Here is a 17,214-nt window from a genome sequence, read left to right on the forward strand (position 1 = left end):
GGTGAGGGCGCGAAGCATCGCTCCGCCTTCGTGATGAAGCGCTGGAATTCGTTGCCGGCGAACGGCGGGCGCATGCTAGGGGAACTGCCTATATGAAGATGATGTCGACTCCTGGGCGGCTCATGAGCGTGAGCCTCTGCGTGTTGCTCCTTTCCTGCGGCGTGACTCGTCATTCGGTCTCGGGTCCTACTGGTGCGCTCGATCTGGGCAAATACGTGCTCATCATCGAAAGGGCGCCAGATGGGCAGGTGCTCCATTCATGGAAGCCCGTTGAGGACTTCAACCAGGCGGCGCATTCGCATCAGGTGGCCACCCGCGGCGTTCAAGGGCTCATCGTCCAGGCTGCCTTCAACCGCGACTGCGAGCAGGAGCGTGATGCGTGCGAGAGCATGTGCCTGGCTGGCTTGAGAGGCCGCGCTTGGAGCCACATGAGCGCGGGTTCCAAGAAGGAGCATTGTGTCCGCGTGTGCATGCGGCCCTACATTGACTGTTGCAAGCTCAGAGAACTGGCCGAAGGCCAGGCCGTGGAGTTTCATGCCATGGATGAGGCCGTCGATTGGCTGAAGCAGAACAGGGAGCGGCTGCTGGAGGGAGCTGTCGTTGTCATCGCAGGTGTGGCCTTCGTCGTCGCCTTCGGTGGTAGCGGAATCCTGTTTCTCGTGCCTGTCATCTCCTTCGCATCGTCCGATGTTGTTTCCGAGCCCCGGGTTCTGGCGGTGACACCATGACGAATCCACTCATCCTCTCGGATGCACAGCAGGTGATTGGGAGGCGTTGGAGCAAGGGGCAGCCTCCGGAGCAGGCGCGGATTCTCAGCCTCACACGAGACGCCTTGGACTTCATCTCCGCCACTGGCCAATGGTACCCCTTCGAGGATTTTCGAGCACACTACGGGTCTCGTGAGGCCCAGACTCTTGGCGAGAATGGCTCCACGGGGCTGCGAGAACTCCTGCGCAAGACAGAGCGCTTCTTCGGGAAGCTTCTCGATGACCCCGAGGCCGCTGGAGAGCAGGTGCCAATCCAGATCATCCTCGACGCGCTTCGCTTCGTCTCTTCAGCCGGGCAGCATGAGTCCTTCAGTGATTTCATCGAGCATGTCGAATCCCATGCTCCGCCATTTGTAGTGGCCTCGTTTGAAACACAGCAGGAGGCGGACGCATGGCTCGAGACCCATCCGTGTCCGCCCGCTTTCGCTGATATCCTGATCGGCGGCCGGTACCATGATGTGGTTTATGAGCGCGAAACGGATTTTCGCCGCCTGCCATGGAATCGCCACCTCGAGCGCTATCTCGCGTGGCTCGAGCGGGTGGATCCGCCCGTTGCCACGGCTTCATTCGCTACTCGTGAGGAGGCGGAAGCCTGGCTGACCGGGCAGCCCACTCCAGCCAGGCGCACATGGGTGATGATCGCGCGCGAGTTCTACCTCGCGGCGTACTATCCGAATATCAATCACCGTGCCCTCTATCCTCTCTCCATGGCCAGCGTCGACGAGGAAGAAGAGGAAGAGACCGAGAGCCCATAAGAGGTGGCGGGCTCAGAACGAAGGCACGTCGTTGGCCAGGTGCGACGACAGGCCGCCGTCGATCACCAGCGAACTGCCATTGATGTAGCTCCCGTGGGGCCCGACGAGGAAGGCCACCATCCTGGCCACCTCCTCGGCGGTTCCGAACCTCCCGGCGGGAATCCTTCGCAACAGCTCCTTCCTCACCCCGGGGTCCGCCTTCGCCAGCATCTCCGTGTCGATGTAGCCCGGGCAGATGGCGTTGCAGGTGATGCCGTACGCGCCCCATTCCACGGCGAGCGTCTTGGAGTAGCCGATGAGCGCGTGCTTGGTGGCCGCATAGGTGGAAGAGCGCGCTCCTCCAAACAGGCCCTGGATGGAGGAGATGTTCACGATCCGCCCATACCCCCCGGCCTTCATGCGCGGGAGCGCCCACCGGCAGAGGTAGTAGACGCCATCCACGTTCACGCCGAACAGGGTCTTCCACTCCTCCGTGGGAACCTCGTCCGCGCGATGGAAGGGGCCGCCATATCCCGCGTTGTTCACGATGACGCCGGGGACGCCCAGCTCCGTCTCGATACGGGCGAGCGTGGCGTCCACCGCGGCCTCATCCGCGACATCGCAGAGGAAGGACCGCGCCCGGGCCCCGGTGGCGGTCAGCTTCTGCTCGAGCCCGGACAGGGCCTGGGCGTCACGGGCCAGCAGGGCCACCTGGAAACCATTCTCCGCGAGCACTTCCGCGATCGCCGCGCCGATACCGCGGCTGGCTCCGGTGACGAGCGCCAGCTTCGCATCCAGTCGCGCTCCCATCAGAGCACCCCCTTCGGAGGAAGGAGCCGGAGCTCATCCACCCGGACGTTCAAGGGCTTGCGGGCGATCTCCCAGATGCTCTGCGCCACGTCCTCCACGGACAGCATGTCGGCCGGGCTGTACTCCGGGCGCGTCTTCCAGAAGGACGTGTAGACGGCGCCCAGGGAGATGAGCGTGGCCCGGATGGAGTAGGGCTTTCCCTCTTCGTTCAGCACGCCCGTCAGGGCCCGGACCCCATGTTTGGACGCGGCATACGAGCCGTTCATGGCCAGGGTGAGGTGATCGCTGATGGAGCCGATGTGGATGAGCCTCCCGCCGCCCCGGGTCTTCATCCGGTTGAACGCCTCACGCGAACAGATGAAGGCTCCCGTCAGGTTCACCTCGAGCGTCCTGCGCCAATCCTGGACCGAGGTGTCCGCGATGGACGTGAAGACCCCCACTCCCGCGCAGTTGATCAGCACGGAGATGGGTCCCACTTCCTTTTCCGCCCGCTCGAACAGCGACGCCACGGAGGCCTCGTCCGTGATGTCGACCCGCATCTCGTCCGCCGACTCCTGCTTCACGTCATTCGAGGCGCACACGGCGCGCACGCCCTCGGCCCTCAGTTTGCTGATGACCGCCTTGCCGATCTCACCGGTCCCGCCGATGACGATCATGTTCCGAACGCTCATGCGCCCAGTGTAGGCCGGATGGTGTCCCTCAGGTGGCTCGCGTTGCGGTGAAGAACGGAATGGCCGTGAAGCCACCGCAGGAATTCTCTCCGCCACGACCCAGGTGTTCGGGGGCTCGCGCGGCGATACCGAGCCGCTGCCGCAACTGCTCCAGCGGCTCCTCCCACAGCGTCTCGACGCGCTCGCCCAGGAGGGCCGAGGCGGCGGCCCCCCGTTCGAAATCCTCCGCCTGGATGTGTCCCGAGTAGATGTCGCGCAGGTGCTTGTACCGGGCTTGCCGGATGTCCGGGTGCACCGCCGCCTCCGCCAGGAAGCTGGCGAGCGCCACCGGGGCCATGCCGAACACGAACGATTGAACGGCGACCTCGTCCTCGTCCGACGTCTCGTACGCGCCCAGCACGTGGAGGAAGTCGTGGCTCTTGTTGAGCCGGTGGACGGCGTACTGCGTGGGCGTCACGTCCGCGCCGAGCCGCGTCGGGATGGGAAAGAAGTCGGGGGACAGCCGGTAGTGCTCCATGTACCGCGCATAGGCGTGCCCGAACGAGCCCACCGGCAGCGCCGCGAGCGCCTCCGGCTCCGGAAGCGGAGGGTCCCAGCGCTCGGCATGGAGGCGCTGGAAGCCCGGTACCGCGAGCAGGACGGTATCGCTAGCGGCCAGGTTCTCGGCGGTGCGAAGCACGGGGATGACCTCCCCCAGGGTGGCCCGTCGTTCCTTCAGGCCACGCGCGATCTCTCGAAGCTCGGACATGGAGGCTCCAACGAAGAGGACGGGGGAGGGTACTCCGGGCCGCTCAGCGCATGGCGCGGTATTGCGCCGGCGTGAACGGCTTCACCAGCCTGCTGCCCACGCGCAGCCAGAGCGCCTCCGAGTCATCCAGGGCGCCGTAGAGGCTGCCGCCCGGCACCCGGTAGCGGAACAGCTCGCCCTTCTCGGCCTCGTCCGTGGCGATGATCTCCACCGGATACGGGTCGGGCTTGTCGTCCGTCGCGGCCGCGCTGGTGAACATGTAGAAGGTGCTGCCCGCACCGGGCTGCGCGAAGCGCGCCACCAGCGAGCCATTCGCCGTGAGCGGCAGTTGATCCTTGTTCACGGCCTGCCCCTCGTTGCTCTGGCCGTCCCGGGCTTCCAGGAACCAGAAGCGGTTCGAGCCGATCGCCGCCAGGCGCGTGCCGTTGTTGTACGGCACCAGCGCGGCCATGTACCCGGGCAGCTCCGCGCTGATCCACAGCCGCTTGCCGGTGGACGGCCTGCACAGGCCCCCCTCGAAGTCGCAGGCCCGCACGTTCGCCGAGGCCGCTCCCTGGGAGGCCAGGTACAGCACCTTCCCCGTGGGATCGAACGCCACCGGCGGCTGCTGGATGGGCGTGATCGTATCGACGTCGTACATCTTGAGATCCTGCCCGTCGCTGTACCGCACGGTTCCCACCCGGATGTAGGTCAGGTCGATGCCATCGTCGTAGAAGGGAATCACGACCCGTCCATCGGGCCGCACGTAGGGATCGGCGAGGATCAGGCTGGTGATGAGGCCCTCCGGATCTCCGATCGCCAGGGACCATTGAATCTGCGGCTTCGTCGCCGTGATCTCGGGGTTGCGGAGCTGGAGGCTCACGTTGTCGTAGACGAAGGCCTTGCCGTCCGGAGCCACCGTCAGGTTCTTCACCGCCAGGGTGATGGTGGCGGTGATCTTGAAGCTCGAGTCGATGGCGAAGGCACCCTGGCCCCTCGTCCACAGCCAGCGCCAGCCGGTGCCCGCGGGCTTGCGGTCGGTGATGATCGTGGTCGCATCGCACGGGAAGTCCATCTCGATGGACTGCCGGTTCGCCGGGTTGCTCTTCGGGACCTTGTAGAGGAACGAGCGCGAGCCCTCCTTCGCGCAGCCGATGAAGCTCGCGTTGGCGCCGCTGCCATCGACGACGAAGTAATCCGGCACCGCGGGCGTGGTGGAGTTGATCGGCTCCACCACCTCCTCCACCGGGAAGTACGTGGCCGGCTGGGCCTGGGAGACGTTGGTGCGTCCGTCGGCGCAGGTGACGCGCGCGGTGAGGGACAGGTTCGCGGCGAGCCCTCGCGTGTAGCGCAGGTCACTCGTCGCCAGCTCCACCGGGGTGGGCGTGGCGCCGTAGGTCACCTGCTTGAGCGGCTCGTTGTTGTCGAGCAGCTCCAGCCGTTGCACCTCGTCACAGCCGGTCGTGGTGATGAAGAGCTTGAGGCTCTTTCCCACGGTGTTCGGCTGGTCCACGACGACGCTGACCTGGGGAGGCTCCGGCGTGGTGGGCGGCGGGGGAGGGTTGCAGGCGAGCGCGAGGAACGGCAGCAGCAGGGCCGGGCGGACGAAGGCCTGGCGAAGGAGGGGGGTAGGCATGGTGGCGCCGAGTCTAGCCCGGGCGCCACCCTCCGGACATCAGCGGTCCAGGATGACGAAGTCCACGCGCCGGTTCAGCTCGCGGCCCCTGGGCGTCATGTTGGGCGCCACGGGCCGGCTGTCGCCGAAGCCCTCGGACTCGATGCGCGACGGATCCAACCCCGCCTTGATGAGGTGGTCCGCCACCGCGCGCGCCCGCTCCTTGGACAGGTTCAGGTTGGCCGTCTTGTCTCCCTGGTTGTCGGTGTGGCCCTCGATGCGGATGCGCTGGACGCCCGTGCGCACCATCAGGTCCACCACCTGCGCGAGCAGCGGGTAGCTGTCCGGCAGCAGCACGGCCTTGCCATCCGCGAAGCGCACCTGCTGGAGCAGCTCCAGCTTGTCGTTCTCGCGCTTCACCTGCCACTGCTTCGGCTCGGGCTCCAGGTCGAACGAGAGCTCCAGCGCGGCGCCATCGGCGGCCTCCACCGCGCGCGTCTGGGCCAGGAAGCCGGGAGCGGTGACCTCCACCACGTAGCGGCCGGCCGGCAGCTGGAGCTGGTGGGATGCCGCATCGGCCTGCGAGTACTTCACCTGCCGCGGCGTGGGACCACCGAAGAAGGTCAGCGTGGCCGGCACGGGCTTGCGCTTGGAGGTGACGGCCAGGGCCAGCGCCGCCGGCTTCACCTCCGCCACGAGCTCCAGCTCCACGCTGGCCGTCCTGCCCGCCTCGAGCACCAGCTCCTTCTCCAGTGGCAGGTAGCCGTCCTTGCGCACGGAGAGCTTCACCGGGCCGCTCGGCAGCGCGTAGGTGAGGAAGCGGCCATCGCCCGGAGCCGAGGCCACCGGCGGCAGTGTCGAGTCCACCATGGCCACGAGCACGCCGGACAGCGGCTGGCGCGTCTTCGCGTCCACCACCACGCCGGACACCTGGGCGGTCGTCGCCTGCGCTACCTGCGCCACCTGGGGCGTCTCGGTCCGGACCGGGGTGGGGGTCTGATTCGCCGGCACGGCCTCGCGCACCACCACGCGTTCAATCACGCGCGTTCCACCGCCCTGCAGCGCCGGATCCACGTTGAAGGAGGCGCCGAGCACCAGGTTGAAGGGCGGCACGGGCTGGACGCCCCGGCCCACCTGGCGCGTGAGGCCGAGCTCGGCCGCGGCGGTGAAGGTGAGGTTCTGCACCGCCGTCAGCTTGAGGCCCAGCCCGAGCGTCTGCGGCGCCACGCTGCCCACGGGCACGAGGCTCCCATCCGGCGCGACGAGCTGTCCGTCCGGCACGCCGAGCGGCGAGGTCAGTCCGTACTCAAGGAAGGGTGTGACGACGGGCAGCGGCGCCTCCAGGCCGAACCCCACGCCGAGTCGGGAGTAGCGGTTGATGCCCAGCGCATACTCCTCGGCGGCGTTGAGCCGTCCGGCGTCCACCAGCGAGCCCGTGCCGTCCAGGAGGAGGCCCAGGTTGGCGTGGATGCGCAGGGGAAGCATCGCGCTGAGCGAGCGCGCGTCATAGGTGGCCACCACGCGGGGCGAGACGCCGAAGGCGATCTGATTGCTGCCCACGCCGGAGAAGGTCATCACGCGCACGTCCGCGCCCGCCCACAGTCCGGGGAGCCACTGCTTCGTGGCGCGCGCGCCCAGCGTCACGTCGCCGAGCGCCTGGATGAGGTTGGGCGAGGAGCGCGTGTTGGTGTTGGTCGAGGCCGTGTAGGACAGCGACAGATCGAGGAAGTCGAGCGGCACGTAGCCGACGGCGAAGGTGCCGCCGGTGCGCGTGTTGGCCGCGCCCTGGACGGGGAAGTCCGGGGTGGAGAAGAACTCGCCGGTGGCCGAGAAGCGCAGCACGCCCTTGCGCCCGAGGTCCGCTCCGGCCAGTCGCAGCAGGCCCACGCCGCCGGTGGCGGTGGAGCCATGGCGCAGGTTGCGCGCATCCCTCCAGGAGTTGCCCAGCGTGGAGGGGCTGTGCGCCTCGTAGGGCTGATCCAACCCCGGGGAGGGGGCGGCGGACCCTGGATGTGTTGAGTACCCGACCGTTGGGGTCGTTTCCCGAGCGGACGAGGAAGCGAGGCCTTGCTGGGCCGAAGGAACGGGAGCCGGGGGCTGAGAAGGGGGCGCGGAGGTCCCCTGTGCCCGAGCCGCGCCAGCCCCGAGGAGGGCCGTCAGCAGGAGGGAGCGCAGGGGGGAAGGGGACAGCGGAAGTCGCGGAAGTCGCACGGCGGCCGAGTATACGCGGGGGTACCCGCCTCACAATTCTTGCCGGGACCCGCCGAGTCCGACACGCTGGCCCCCGGGCAGCTTCAGCGGCATGATTCGGACCCGCGCATGAAGGTTGACGCTTTCTTGAAATTTTTCCGGTCTCTCCACACAGACATGCAGGGCCAGGCACCCCGGGGGCGCTCGTGAGAGCTGAACTCGTGGGGTCACGTGGCCGCGTCCTGGTGATCGGCACGAAGGCGGGCAGCGAGGAGCTGCTCGCCCACCTGTCCGACAGTGGCTACCAGTGGGCCATCACCGAGGACATGCAGGAGCTGTCGAGCCTGGCCGAGTCGTTGCGGCCGGACGCCGTGCTCATGTCCGCCACCGGCAAGAAGGCCACCGAGGCGCTCAGCGCCGTGCGTCAGGAGTCCCGGCTGCGCGAGCTGCGCGTGCTGGCGGACCTGACGCGCTCACGCTCGGAGGTGCTGCGCAAGCTGCCCGTGGACGAGTGGGTCCGCAGCCTCGAGGAGCTCAGCTCCCGGTTGGACTCGGCGCTGCGCGAGCGGCGGGTGATGGAGCGCACGCGCAACCGCATGGAGCGGCTGCTGGAGATCACCCAGGCCGCCACCAGCTCGCTGGAGCTGGAGCAGATCCTCCGCCTCGCGGTGGAGAAGGTGGGCGCCGTCATCAACGCCGACCGGTGCTCGGTGGTGCTGGTGGAGGACGTCAACTCGCGCACCGCCAGCGTGGTGGCCACGTTGGAGGATCCGGGCCTGTCGCTGGACGTGGACCTGCAGCGCTACCCCGAGCTGCGCCGCGCGCTGGAGACGCGCCAGCCGGTGCTGGTGGAGGAGGCCCAGCGGGATCCGCTGATGGCCGAGGTGCGCCCCACCATGACGTCGCTCGGGGTGCGCTCCATCCTCGTGCAGCCGCTGGTGTGCTCGGACGAGCTGCTCGGCGCGCTCTTCCTGCGCATCTCCCGGGGCTCCGAGGGCTTCGGCCGGGACGAGCAGGAGTTCGCCCAGGCGGTGGCGGCGGCGCTGGCCAACTGCATCCGCAACGCCCGTCTGCACACCGCGCTCAAGAGGAAGCGCGACGAGCTCGAGCTGGCCTACGTGGAGCGCTACCGCGAGCTGACCGAGGCCAACCGCCGCCTCAAGGATCTCAACCGGCTCAAGGACGAGATCATCGCCGTGTGCAGCCATGACCTGCGCGCGCCGCTGCAGGTGCTGCTGGGCCATGGCCGGCTGCTGCTGGAAGGCGGGTTGGATCCGCAGCAGAAGCAGTCCGCCGAGGCGATGATCCGCCAGGGCCGGAAGATCCTCGGCCTCGTGGAGTCGCTGCTGGAGCGGGGCAAGGGCGACGTGGCGCGCCTGTCCATCGAGCCGCGCGTGCTGGACATGTCCACGCTCTGCAAGGAGAGCGTCACCGAGCTGGAGATCCTCGCCGCCGAGCGGGGCGTGGCCCTGCGGGCCGAGACCAGCGAGATCATGATGCTCATCGGCGATGAGCTGAAGCTGCACGAGGTGTTGCAGAACCTCATCACCAACGCCATCCACCACGCGCAGGACGCGGGCGAGGTGGTGGTGAAGGCCTCGCGGCTGGCGCGCCCGGACGGTGACGTGGCGCGCATCGTGGTGCAGGACGACGGCAAGGGCATTCCGGCCGAGGAGCTGCCGCTCGTCTTCGACCGCTACCGCAGCGGGGCCAAGGGCGGCGGTGGCACGGGCCTGGGGCTCGCCATCTGCAAGGAGTTCGTGGAGCTCCACGGCGGGGAGATCTGGGCCGAGGCCCCGGCCGAGGGAGGCGCCGCGTTCATCTTCACCCTGCCGCTGGCGCAGGAGGTCTCCCGCGCGGTGCAGAACCTGCCGGCCAAGGAGACGGCCGAGCAGCCGCGCGTGCTGGTGGTGGAGGACGAGCCGGAGATCGCCGCGGTGCTGGTGGAGGTGCTGCGCTCGCGCTACCGCGTGGACGTGGCGCGCGACGGCGCCGAGGGCCTGGCGCGGGCGCGCTCGGCCAAGCCGGACCTGGTGGTGATGGACGTCTTCCTGCCCAAGCTGGACGGCCTGGACGCCGCGGTGGCGCTCAAGTCCTCCTCGGACACCGCCAGCATCCCCGTCATCCTGCTGTCCGCCCACCAGGGCGTGGCCGACAAGGTCCGCGCGCTCAACCTCGGCGCGGTGGACTACATGAGCAAGCCCTTCAACGCCATGGAGCTGCTGGGCCGCACCGAGCGCGCCCTCAAGCTGCGCAAGGCCGAGAACGAGCTGGAGCGCACCTCCACGCTCATGCGCCGCAGCGGGAACGATCCCCTCACGGGCGTCTATGACCGGCGCGGCCTCATGCTGCGCCTGGACCACGAGGTGAGCCGCGGGCGGCGCTACAGCCGGCCGGTGAGCCTCGCGGTGCTCCGCCCGGACCGCCCCGTGCTCGACGACGCCCTGCGCGGGATTCCCGACGTGATGCGCGCACGCCTGCGCACCCAGGACATCCTCGGCCACATGGGCGAGGGGGTGCTCGCCGTCGTCCTGCCCGAGTGCAATGTTGAAGCGGGACGCAACGTCATCGGCCGGTTGCTGCCGGATGTCGAGAAGCACACAGGGATGGAGTACCGCTCGGCGGTGGCGGATGTGAGCCACGACAGCGAGCCGGTGGAGCGCATCCTGGAGCGGCTGGGCGCACCACCCCCCGTGCCGAAGCTCTAGGCCCGCGTTAGACTCGGGGCGTGCGCCCGAGTCGACTCCTCACCCGAGCCGTACCGCTCCTGGCCCTCGTGGGGCTGGGGGTGATGGCCGCGCCCGCGCGCCGGCCCAAGGTGGACACGCAGGCCATGCGCGAGGCCATCTCCGCGGGGTCCAATGACGAGGGCATCGCGTCGCCCGCCAGCTACGCGAACTACCTCCGGGCGAAGCTGCTGAGCCTCCAGGGCCAGCACCGGGAGGCGGTGTACGCGCTGCGGCTGGCGCTGGCCACCGACGAGAACAACCCGCACCTGCTCACGCAGCTGGGCGAGGAGTACGCGCGCCTGGGCGACCTGACGAAGGCCGAGCGCGAGCTGCGGCGCGTGGTGAAGTCGTACCCCACGCACTACGCCGGCCGGCTGATGCTGGGGCGCGTGCTGATGGAGGCCGGCAAGCCCGCGCGCGCCCGGATGCACCTGCGCCGCGCCATCCAGCTCAAGCCCCGCGAGCCGGAGGCCTACCTCGTCCTCGCGCAGCTCCACCTGGATGGCCGCGCGAACGAGCAGGCCGTGAAGGTGGTGGAGGAGCTGGCGGCGGCGCTTCCCGGCGAGGCCTCCGGTTACCGTCGCCTCGGTCTGGCGCTGGCCGAACGGGGAGACTCCACGCGGGCCGGGCACCTGCTGGCGCGGGCCATCGAGAGGGATCCCGGTGACGTGGAGTCGCTCACCGTGCTCGCGCAGATTCGCGAGAAGGCCGGGCAGCTCTCCGATGCCGAGGAGGCCCTGGCCCGCACCCTGGAGCGGGATCCCGACAACCAGGCGGTGCTGATGAGCGCCGGCCGGCTCGCGCTGCGGCTCGGCTCGCCGGTGCGGGCGCGGGCGTACTTCGATCGGCTGCTGTCGATCTCCTCGGACCCGGAGCTCACCGTGCGGGTGGCGCTGGCCTTCCTCTCCGCGAGGGATCCCTCCTCCACCGTGGAGGTGCTGGACGCCGCGCGGAAGGGGAGGGTCGCCTCGCCCCGTATCTCCTATTACGCGGGCCTGGTGCACGAGCGGCTGCGCCACTTCGACGCGGCCGCCACCGCCTATGCCGAGGTGCCCCTCACCTCCGAGCTCTTCCCCGAGGCGCGCGCCCGCCGCGCTGTCTGTCTCTCGCAGGCGGGACAGCATGAGCCCGCGCTCGCCCTGTTGCGCGAGGCCCTCGCCGAGCACCCCGACGACACGGAGCTGTGGGTGCATCAGGCCCGGGCCCAGGAGCGCGCCGGGGAGCCCGAGCGCGCCGTGGCCACGCTGAAGGAGGCCCTCGCGCGCAAGTCGTCCCCGGAGTTGTACGAGGCGCTCGCCTCCACCCTGCAGCGTCAGAAGCGCCCGGCCGAGGCCGTGCGCCTGCTGCGGGAGGCCATCTCACGGGAGCCTCGTGAGCCGGCCCTGCGCTACGTGCTCGCCAACGTGCTGCTCGCACAGGGGGACGAGGAGGGGGCCATCACCAGCATGCGCGGCGTGCTCGAGGTGGACCCGGAGCACGCCGCGGCCATGAACTTCATCGGCTACGTGCTGGCCCAGCGCGGCCGGGACTTCGCCGAGGCGGAGCGGCTGGTGCGGCGCGCGTTGCAGCTGCGCCCGGACACCGGCTCCTTCCTCGACTCGCTGGGGTGGATCCACTACCAGCGGGGCGACTACCCCCGCGCGTTGCAGTCGCTGGAGCGGGCGGTGGAGCTGGAGCCCGAGGAGCCCGTCATCCTGGAGCACCTGGGGGATGTCTACCACCGCGTGTCACGGCCCGGTGATGCGGCGGGGGCCTGGCGGCGCGCGCTGGAGGTGCTGGCCCTCAATCCGGAGGCGGCCGACCCGGCGGATCAACGGGTGCTCCTCGAGCGCAAGCTGAAGTTGCTATCCACGGGTGCCGCGGATCGCTAATGTCCCCGCATCCTATGGCGCGCTTCGACGAGGGTTTCTTCACCGGGAAGGACGGGCTGCGGCTGTACTGGATGTCCGAGCAGCCGGACGAACCCCGCGCGCACGTGGCGGTGGTGCACGGCTACGGCGACCACATCGGCCGTTACCGCACGACGTTCGACGCCCTCACGGCCCAGGGCTTCGCCGTGCACGGTTTCGACTACCGGGGCCATGGCCGCGCCGACGGACGCCGCGGCTTCTGCGCCAGCTGGCCGGACTACCTGGACGACCTCGCGGCCTTCTGGGACCGGGTGCGGAGCGCGGCCGGTGGGCGCAAGATCTTCGTGCTCGCGCACAGCCACGGCGGCCTGATGGCGGTGCACCTGCTGGGGCGCGGCGGCCTCCAGGGCGTGAGCGGCATGGTGCTGTCAGCACCTTATTTCAAGCTCGCCATCACGCCGCCCGCGATGAAGCTCGTGGCCGCCAAGGCGGTGGGCAGGGTCCTGCCGTGGATGCCCATCAAGACGGAGCTCACGCCCAAGGACCTGAGCCGGGACGAGGCGGTGCAGGAGGCGGTACGTCAGGACCCCCTCTACAATCACATCGTGACCCCCCGCTGGTTCATCCAGTCCACCGAGGCCCAGGCCCGGGTGATGACGCTCGCTCCGGAGGTGAAGGTGCCGCTCTTCCTGCTCAGCGGAGCGGACGACGGCGTGGCGAGCGTGGAGACCGGACGCGCCTTCTTCGAGGCCGTGGGCTCGAAGGACAAGGTGTACAAGGTGTATCCGGGGATGCGCCACGAGCCGCTCAACGAGCTCGGCAAAGAGGAGGTCCAGGGCGATATCTCCAACTGGATCTCCGCGCATCTCTGACGTAGGTTCCAATTCCTTACAGAGCAAACTTCGTTATCGCGAGGGCGCTTCCGAGGGTCACCGCATGGCACAGGGCGAGCAGACGGGCATCATCGGCAAGGGCATCATCATCCGGGGCAATCTGACGGGTGGTGGGGACCTCATCATCGAGGGACGGGTGGAGGGGCAGATCGCCCTGAAGAACCACCTGACCATCGAGGGCACGGGCAAGGTCCAGGCGGACATCCGCGCGGAGGAGCTGACCATCAACGGCGAGGCGAGTGGCAACATCGACGCCTCGGGCCGGGTGGCCATCAACGCCTCGGCGAAGGTGGCGGGGGACATCAAGGCCCCGCGCGTGGTCATCGAGGATGGAGCGGTGTTCAACGGCTCCATCGAGATGGACGTGAAGCTGCCGGACGACATCTAAACGGGCCCCAGGGCCCGCAGCACCCTCCGGGAGGGGTGGACAACACTCATGGCGAATACGGTCATTGGTTCGAGCATTGTCATCGATGGTGAGATCTCCGGCGACGAGGACCTGGTCATCCAGGGCACCGTGAAGGGGAAGATCTCCTTGAAGGAGAGTCTCTTCGTCGAGGGGAGCGGCGTGGTCGAGGCCGACATCGAGACGCAGAACGTGGAGATCGCCGGCCGGGTGACGGGCAACATCGCCGCCTCGGACAAGGTGGAGCTCAAGACGGATTGCCGCGTGGTGGGCGACATCAAGGCCCCGCGCATCCTCATCGCCGATGGTGCCTCCTTCAAGGGCAACGTCGACATGGACATTCCGAAGGAGCGCTGATCCTTGGCCACTGCGAAGGAACTGGCCCCAGGGGCCGTCAACAACACCGTGGTCGGTCAGTCCATCCTCATCAGCGGCAAGCTGACGGGTGACGAGGACCTGACCGTGCGCGGCCGCGTGGAGGGCGAGCTCACGCTGAGCCGCACCCTCATCGTGGAGCCCACGGGCGTGGTGAAGGCGAACGTGGCGGTGAAGAACGCCATCGTGAGCGGCGTGGTGGTGGGCAACATCAACGCCACCGAGAGCGTGGAGCTCACCCGCGAGGGCCGCATGGTGGGCGACATCCACGCCCCCCGCGTGATCATCGTGGATGGTGCGAGCTTCCGCGGCCGCGTGGACATGGGCGAGGTGGAGCCGGGACGCATGCCGTCCGATCGCTCGGCGCTGCCGCGTCCGACGGGCGCCACCGTGCGTCCCGCGGTGCGTCCGGGTGCGGCTCCGGCCCGTCCGGCCCTGCCGGGTGCGCGGCCCACGCCGCCCGCCGCTGCCGCTCCGGCCCGTCCGGCGGCCGCGGCTCCGGCCCGCCCGGCGCCTCCGCCCGCTCCGGCGGCGGCCCGCCCGGCACCCCCTGCGCCGCCCGCGGCCAGGGCCGCCGAGCCCACCCGCCCCGAGCCTCCTCGGCCGCCGGCCGCCGCGCCGGTCCCGCCGACCGTGGCCGAGGCCGCCCGCAAGAAGGTCGTGGTGAAGAAGAAGGGTCGTTAAAGCGTTGTGGTGGCGCTCGTGCGCCACCGCACCGCCGTCCCGGCGCTACGACGGGCCGATCCAAGGGTGCCGATGAACGCCATGAACGCCGAGAACAGAATCGACGAGGTGGACGCGAAGCCGAGCACCCCGGCCGAGGAGTCGTCGACCGGGGAGTCCTCCGTTTCCTCCGAGCAGGAGGGGACGGCGGAGGCCTCCGCGTCCGAGACCGCCCAGGCGGCTTCCACCGAGCAGCAGGAGGGTGGGGCACAGGGCACCGAGCAGCATTCGCAGCCGGAGAGCGCGCAGGCCGCGGTTCCTCCCGAGGGGATGGAAGCCGTGGCGCCGCGCCGCCGGGGGCATGTGGCTCCCGCGCACATTCCGTTGGAGCGGATCGACGAGGACACCACCTTCCAGATCCGCCCGCCGGGAGAACTGTCCGCGCTCGCCACGGACCTGGCGAGGCTGGGACAGCTCTTCCCGGTGGACGTGCGCTTCAAGCCGCCGGACCGCTTCCAGATCATCTCCGGCTTCCGCCGGGTGGCGGCGCTGAGGTTCCTCAAGAGGGATCGGGTGCTGGCCCGCCTGCACACGGACCTGTCGGACGAGGACGCGCTGCTGATGGCGCTGGCCTCGGCCATCCATGCCTCGCCGGTGGATGCGGACGAGTTGGAGGAGCTGAAGGCGCGGCTCGAGTCCGAGGGGCGGCTGACGCCCATCGCCCGGGACATGCTGGACAAGGCGCTGGTGTCCCCCGACGAGTCGCTGGCCTCCGAGACGGTGGAGGAAGAGGTCGACGCGGACGAGCTGGCCGCCGAGGCCACCCAGCGGCTGGTGGACATCAACCAGGACCTGGCGCTGCTGGCGGACGTGTTCGCCGACCTGGATGAGACGCGGAAGCAGGAGCTGCTCACCCAGCTGCGCTACTCCTCGGACCTCGTGGCCTGGCTGGAGCGTTTGTGACCGTGGACGCGCTCGCGCGGGACAGGGCCCGCTTGTTGGAGGTGCTCACCGAGCGCTCCTTCGAGCGGCGCAAGGTGGTGCTGTCGTCCGGCAAGGAGTCGGACTTCTACATCGACTGCAAGCGCACGGCGCTGCTGGCCGAGGGGCACTTCCTCATCGGCCGGCTGCTGTTGCAGGCCGTGCAGCGCGAGGCCTCCGAGGCGGTGGCGGTGGGCGGGCTGACGCTGGGCGCGGATCCGCTCGCGTCGGCCGTCAGTCTGATGAGCTACCTGTCGGGCACGCCCCTGCATGCCTTCATCGTCCGCAAGGAGCCCAAGGGCCATGGCACCGGCCAGTGGATCGAGGGCATGAAGGCGCTCGCTCCCGGGTCGCCGGTGGCCATCCTGGAGGACGTGGTGACCACGGGCGCCTCCACGCTCAAGGCAATCGAGCGGGCTCAGCAGGAAGGACTGCGGGTGCTTGGGGCGTTCGCGTTGGTGGATAGACTGGAGGGCGGACGCGAGGCGGTCGAGGCCGCCGGACACCGGCTCTTCACCCTGTACACCCGCAAGGACTTCATTCCATGAAGATGCAGTTGCGGCTCGGGGCGCTGATGATGGCGCTCGCGGGCTGTGTCTCGACGCCTCCCACGCTGGGAGATCCGCCGCCTGGTTTCAAGGACGAGCGCCAGGAGTTCGGCTACCAGGAGGTGCTGGAGAAGTACACGGATCGCGCCGAGCTCTACAGCGGCTTCGACACGGTGATGTTCGCCGCGGCCACGCTGCAGACGCAGCCCTTCCGTGAGGCCCGCGTGCGCCGCGAGGCCGCCTTCAAGGCCCTGACGCAGGAGCGCGTGCAGGAGATCCTCACCCAGGAGATCGCCGAGGCGGCGAAGACGCACGAGTTCTTCCTCGGCGTCCACGTCTTCAACTACCGCTACGAGGACTTCGACCGGCCCTCGTCCATCTGGAACCTGGTGATGGTGACGCCCGGGGGCGAGCTGAAGCCCGTGAGCGTGGAGCGGGTGGGGCGCTCGGACCTGGAGATGCGCTCCTTCTACCCGTACATGGGCACCTTCTGGGTGGGCTACCGCGTGCGCTTCCCCGCCACCTACCCGGATGGCAGGCCCGTCATCACCGAGGGCATGGGGCACGTGGTGCTGCGCATGGCCTCCTCGCTCGGCAAGGTGGAGATGCGGGTGCACGCGCGCTGACGTGCCCCCGGCGTCTCACGTCTGCTCGGGCCGCAGCACCGGCGTGTCCGGCGCGAGCGGCTGCCCGGCCCGCTGGAGCTGATCCAACAGCGCGGCCGGCGAGGTGTCGCAGGCGAAGGGCTGGGCGCGCGCCTCGGGGATGAAGCCCTCGTCCACCGCGCGCCGCATCATCACCAGCAGTGGCCCGTAGAAGTCCGCCACGTTGAGCAGGCCGATGGGCTTGTGGTGGAGGCCGAGCTGGGCCCAGGTGGTGATCTCGAAGAGCTCCTCGAAGGTGCCCACGCCGCCGGGCATGGCGATGAAGGCGTCCGAGAGCCGGGCCATCATCGCCTTGCGCGTGTGCATGGAGTCCACCAGGTGCAGCTCGGTGAGCCCCTTGTGGGCGCGCTCCCGCTCGCTCAGGAAGAACTGGGGCAGCACGCCGATCACCTTGCCGCCCCGCGCGAGGGCCGCGTCCGCCATCGCGCCCATCAGCCCCACGCTGGTGCCGCCGTAGACGAGGGTGAGCCCCCGCCGGGCGATCTCCGTGCCCAGGGCCCGGGCCCCCTCGAGGTACTCCGGCCGGGCTCCCATCCGCGAGCCACAGAAGACACAGACCGACTTCGGTTCCATTTCGGCAAGCTCCTCCA

Annotated in this window: 17 protein-coding genes; 11 read left to right on the forward strand and 6 right to left on the reverse strand. The window is 69.3% G+C overall.

The features are described from left to right. Positions 1–92: 92 nt before the first annotated feature. Together AC16DP_RS07450 and AC16DP_RS07455 are read left to right on the forward strand one after the other, a co-directional pair. Positions 93–728 (forward strand): hypothetical protein, encoded by a 636-nt coding sequence (locus AC16DP_RS07450; RefSeq protein WP_329728584.1) that lies wholly within the window; start codon positions 93–95, stop codon positions 726–728. After that, complete coding sequence (locus AC16DP_RS07455) at positions 725–1,522, forward strand: hypothetical protein (RefSeq protein WP_329728585.1); 798 nt, start codon at positions 725–727, stop codon at positions 1,520–1,522. Before AC16DP_RS07450 ends, AC16DP_RS07455 begins: the two co-directional genes overlap by 4 nt. 12 nt (positions 1,523–1,534) lie before the next feature. Here the strand turns inward: AC16DP_RS07455 and AC16DP_RS07460 are convergent, their stop codons facing one another. From AC16DP_RS07460 to AC16DP_RS07480, 5 genes are read right to left on the reverse strand one after another with little or no spacing between them, the layout of a single operon-like run. Then, the gene (locus AC16DP_RS07460) at positions 1,535–2,311 is read right to left on the reverse strand and encodes an SDR family NAD(P)-dependent oxidoreductase (protein ID WP_329728586.1); all 777 of its coding nucleotides are present in this window, start codon (positions 2,309–2,311) and stop codon (positions 1,535–1,537) included. After that, a complete protein-coding gene (locus tag AC16DP_RS07465; protein WP_329728587.1) occupies positions 2,311–2,982 on the reverse strand; it encodes an SDR family oxidoreductase in 672 nt (223 codons plus the stop codon). The genes AC16DP_RS07460 and AC16DP_RS07465 overlap by 1 nt, the downstream gene beginning before the upstream one ends. Positions 2,983–3,010: 28 nt before the next feature. Then, positions 3,011–3,730, reverse strand: coding sequence for a Coq4 family protein (locus AC16DP_RS07470; protein WP_329728588.1), 720 nt, complete (start codon positions 3,728–3,730; stop codon positions 3,011–3,013). 43 nt (positions 3,731–3,773) lie between these two features. After that, on the reverse strand, positions 3,774–5,345 hold the full coding sequence (locus AC16DP_RS07475) for a hypothetical protein (protein ID WP_329728589.1): 1,572 nt from the start codon (positions 5,343–5,345) through the stop codon (positions 3,774–3,776). Between the two features lie 39 nt (positions 5,346–5,384). Continuing rightward, positions 5,385–7,307: an OmpA family protein gene (locus tag AC16DP_RS07480; RefSeq protein WP_329728590.1), complete on the reverse strand. Its 1,923-nt coding sequence runs from the start codon at positions 7,305–7,307 to the stop codon at positions 5,385–5,387. Positions 7,308–7,720: 413 nt separating this feature from the next. Here AC16DP_RS07480 and AC16DP_RS07485 point away from each other — a divergent pair, with 413 nt between their 5' ends. The 9 genes from AC16DP_RS07485 (at position 7,721) to AC16DP_RS07525 (ending at position 16,585) form a co-directional block, all read left to right on the forward strand. Then, positions 7,721–10,222, forward strand: a complete 2,502-nt coding sequence (locus tag AC16DP_RS07485; RefSeq protein WP_483956663.1) for an ATP-binding protein — start codon at positions 7,721–7,723, stop codon at positions 10,220–10,222. A 20-nt stretch (positions 10,223–10,242) separates the two neighbouring features. Next, positions 10,243–12,114: a tetratricopeptide repeat protein gene (locus tag AC16DP_RS07490; protein ID WP_329728592.1), complete on the forward strand. Its 1,872-nt coding sequence runs from the start codon at positions 10,243–10,245 to the stop codon at positions 12,112–12,114. Positions 12,115–12,128: 14 nt separating this feature from the next. Then, complete coding sequence (locus AC16DP_RS07495; protein ID WP_329728673.1) at positions 12,129–12,965, forward strand: alpha/beta hydrolase; 837 nt, start codon at positions 12,129–12,131, stop codon at positions 12,963–12,965. A 64-nt stretch (positions 12,966–13,029) separates the two neighbouring features. Next, positions 13,030–13,374 (forward strand): bactofilin BacN, encoded by a 345-nt coding sequence (bacN, locus tag AC16DP_RS07500; protein WP_043389032.1) that lies wholly within the window; start codon positions 13,030–13,032, stop codon positions 13,372–13,374. Between the two features lie 48 nt (positions 13,375–13,422). Continuing rightward, the gene (locus tag AC16DP_RS07505; RefSeq protein WP_043389034.1) at positions 13,423–13,749 is read left to right on the forward strand and encodes a bactofilin family protein; all 327 of its coding nucleotides are present in this window, start codon (positions 13,423–13,425) and stop codon (positions 13,747–13,749) included. A gap of 3 nt (positions 13,750–13,752) precedes the next feature. Beyond that, positions 13,753–14,451, forward strand: coding sequence for a bactofilin family protein (locus tag AC16DP_RS07510; protein WP_329728593.1), 699 nt, complete (start codon positions 13,753–13,755; stop codon positions 14,449–14,451). A gap of 81 nt (positions 14,452–14,532) precedes the next feature. After that, positions 14,533–15,393: a ParB N-terminal domain-containing protein gene (locus AC16DP_RS07515; protein ID WP_329728594.1), complete on the forward strand. Its 861-nt coding sequence runs from the start codon at positions 14,533–14,535 to the stop codon at positions 15,391–15,393. Further along, the gene (gene pyrE / locus AC16DP_RS07520) at positions 15,390–15,959 is read left to right on the forward strand and encodes an orotate phosphoribosyltransferase (RefSeq protein ID WP_329728595.1); all 570 of its coding nucleotides are present in this window, start codon (positions 15,390–15,392) and stop codon (positions 15,957–15,959) included. Before AC16DP_RS07515 ends, pyrE begins: the two co-directional genes overlap by 4 nt. Then, positions 15,956–16,585 (forward strand): hypothetical protein, encoded by a 630-nt coding sequence (locus tag AC16DP_RS07525; RefSeq protein ID WP_329728596.1) that lies wholly within the window; start codon positions 15,956–15,958, stop codon positions 16,583–16,585. The genes pyrE and AC16DP_RS07525 overlap by 4 nt, the downstream gene beginning before the upstream one ends. A gap of 15 nt (positions 16,586–16,600) precedes the next feature. Here the strand turns inward: AC16DP_RS07525 and AC16DP_RS07530 are convergent, their stop codons facing one another. After that, positions 16,601–17,197: an LOG family protein gene (locus tag AC16DP_RS07530; RefSeq protein ID WP_329728597.1), complete on the reverse strand. Its 597-nt coding sequence runs from the start codon at positions 17,195–17,197 to the stop codon at positions 16,601–16,603. Positions 17,198–17,214: the final 17 nt, after the last annotated feature.

The organism is Archangium sp. (assembly GCF_057119385.1).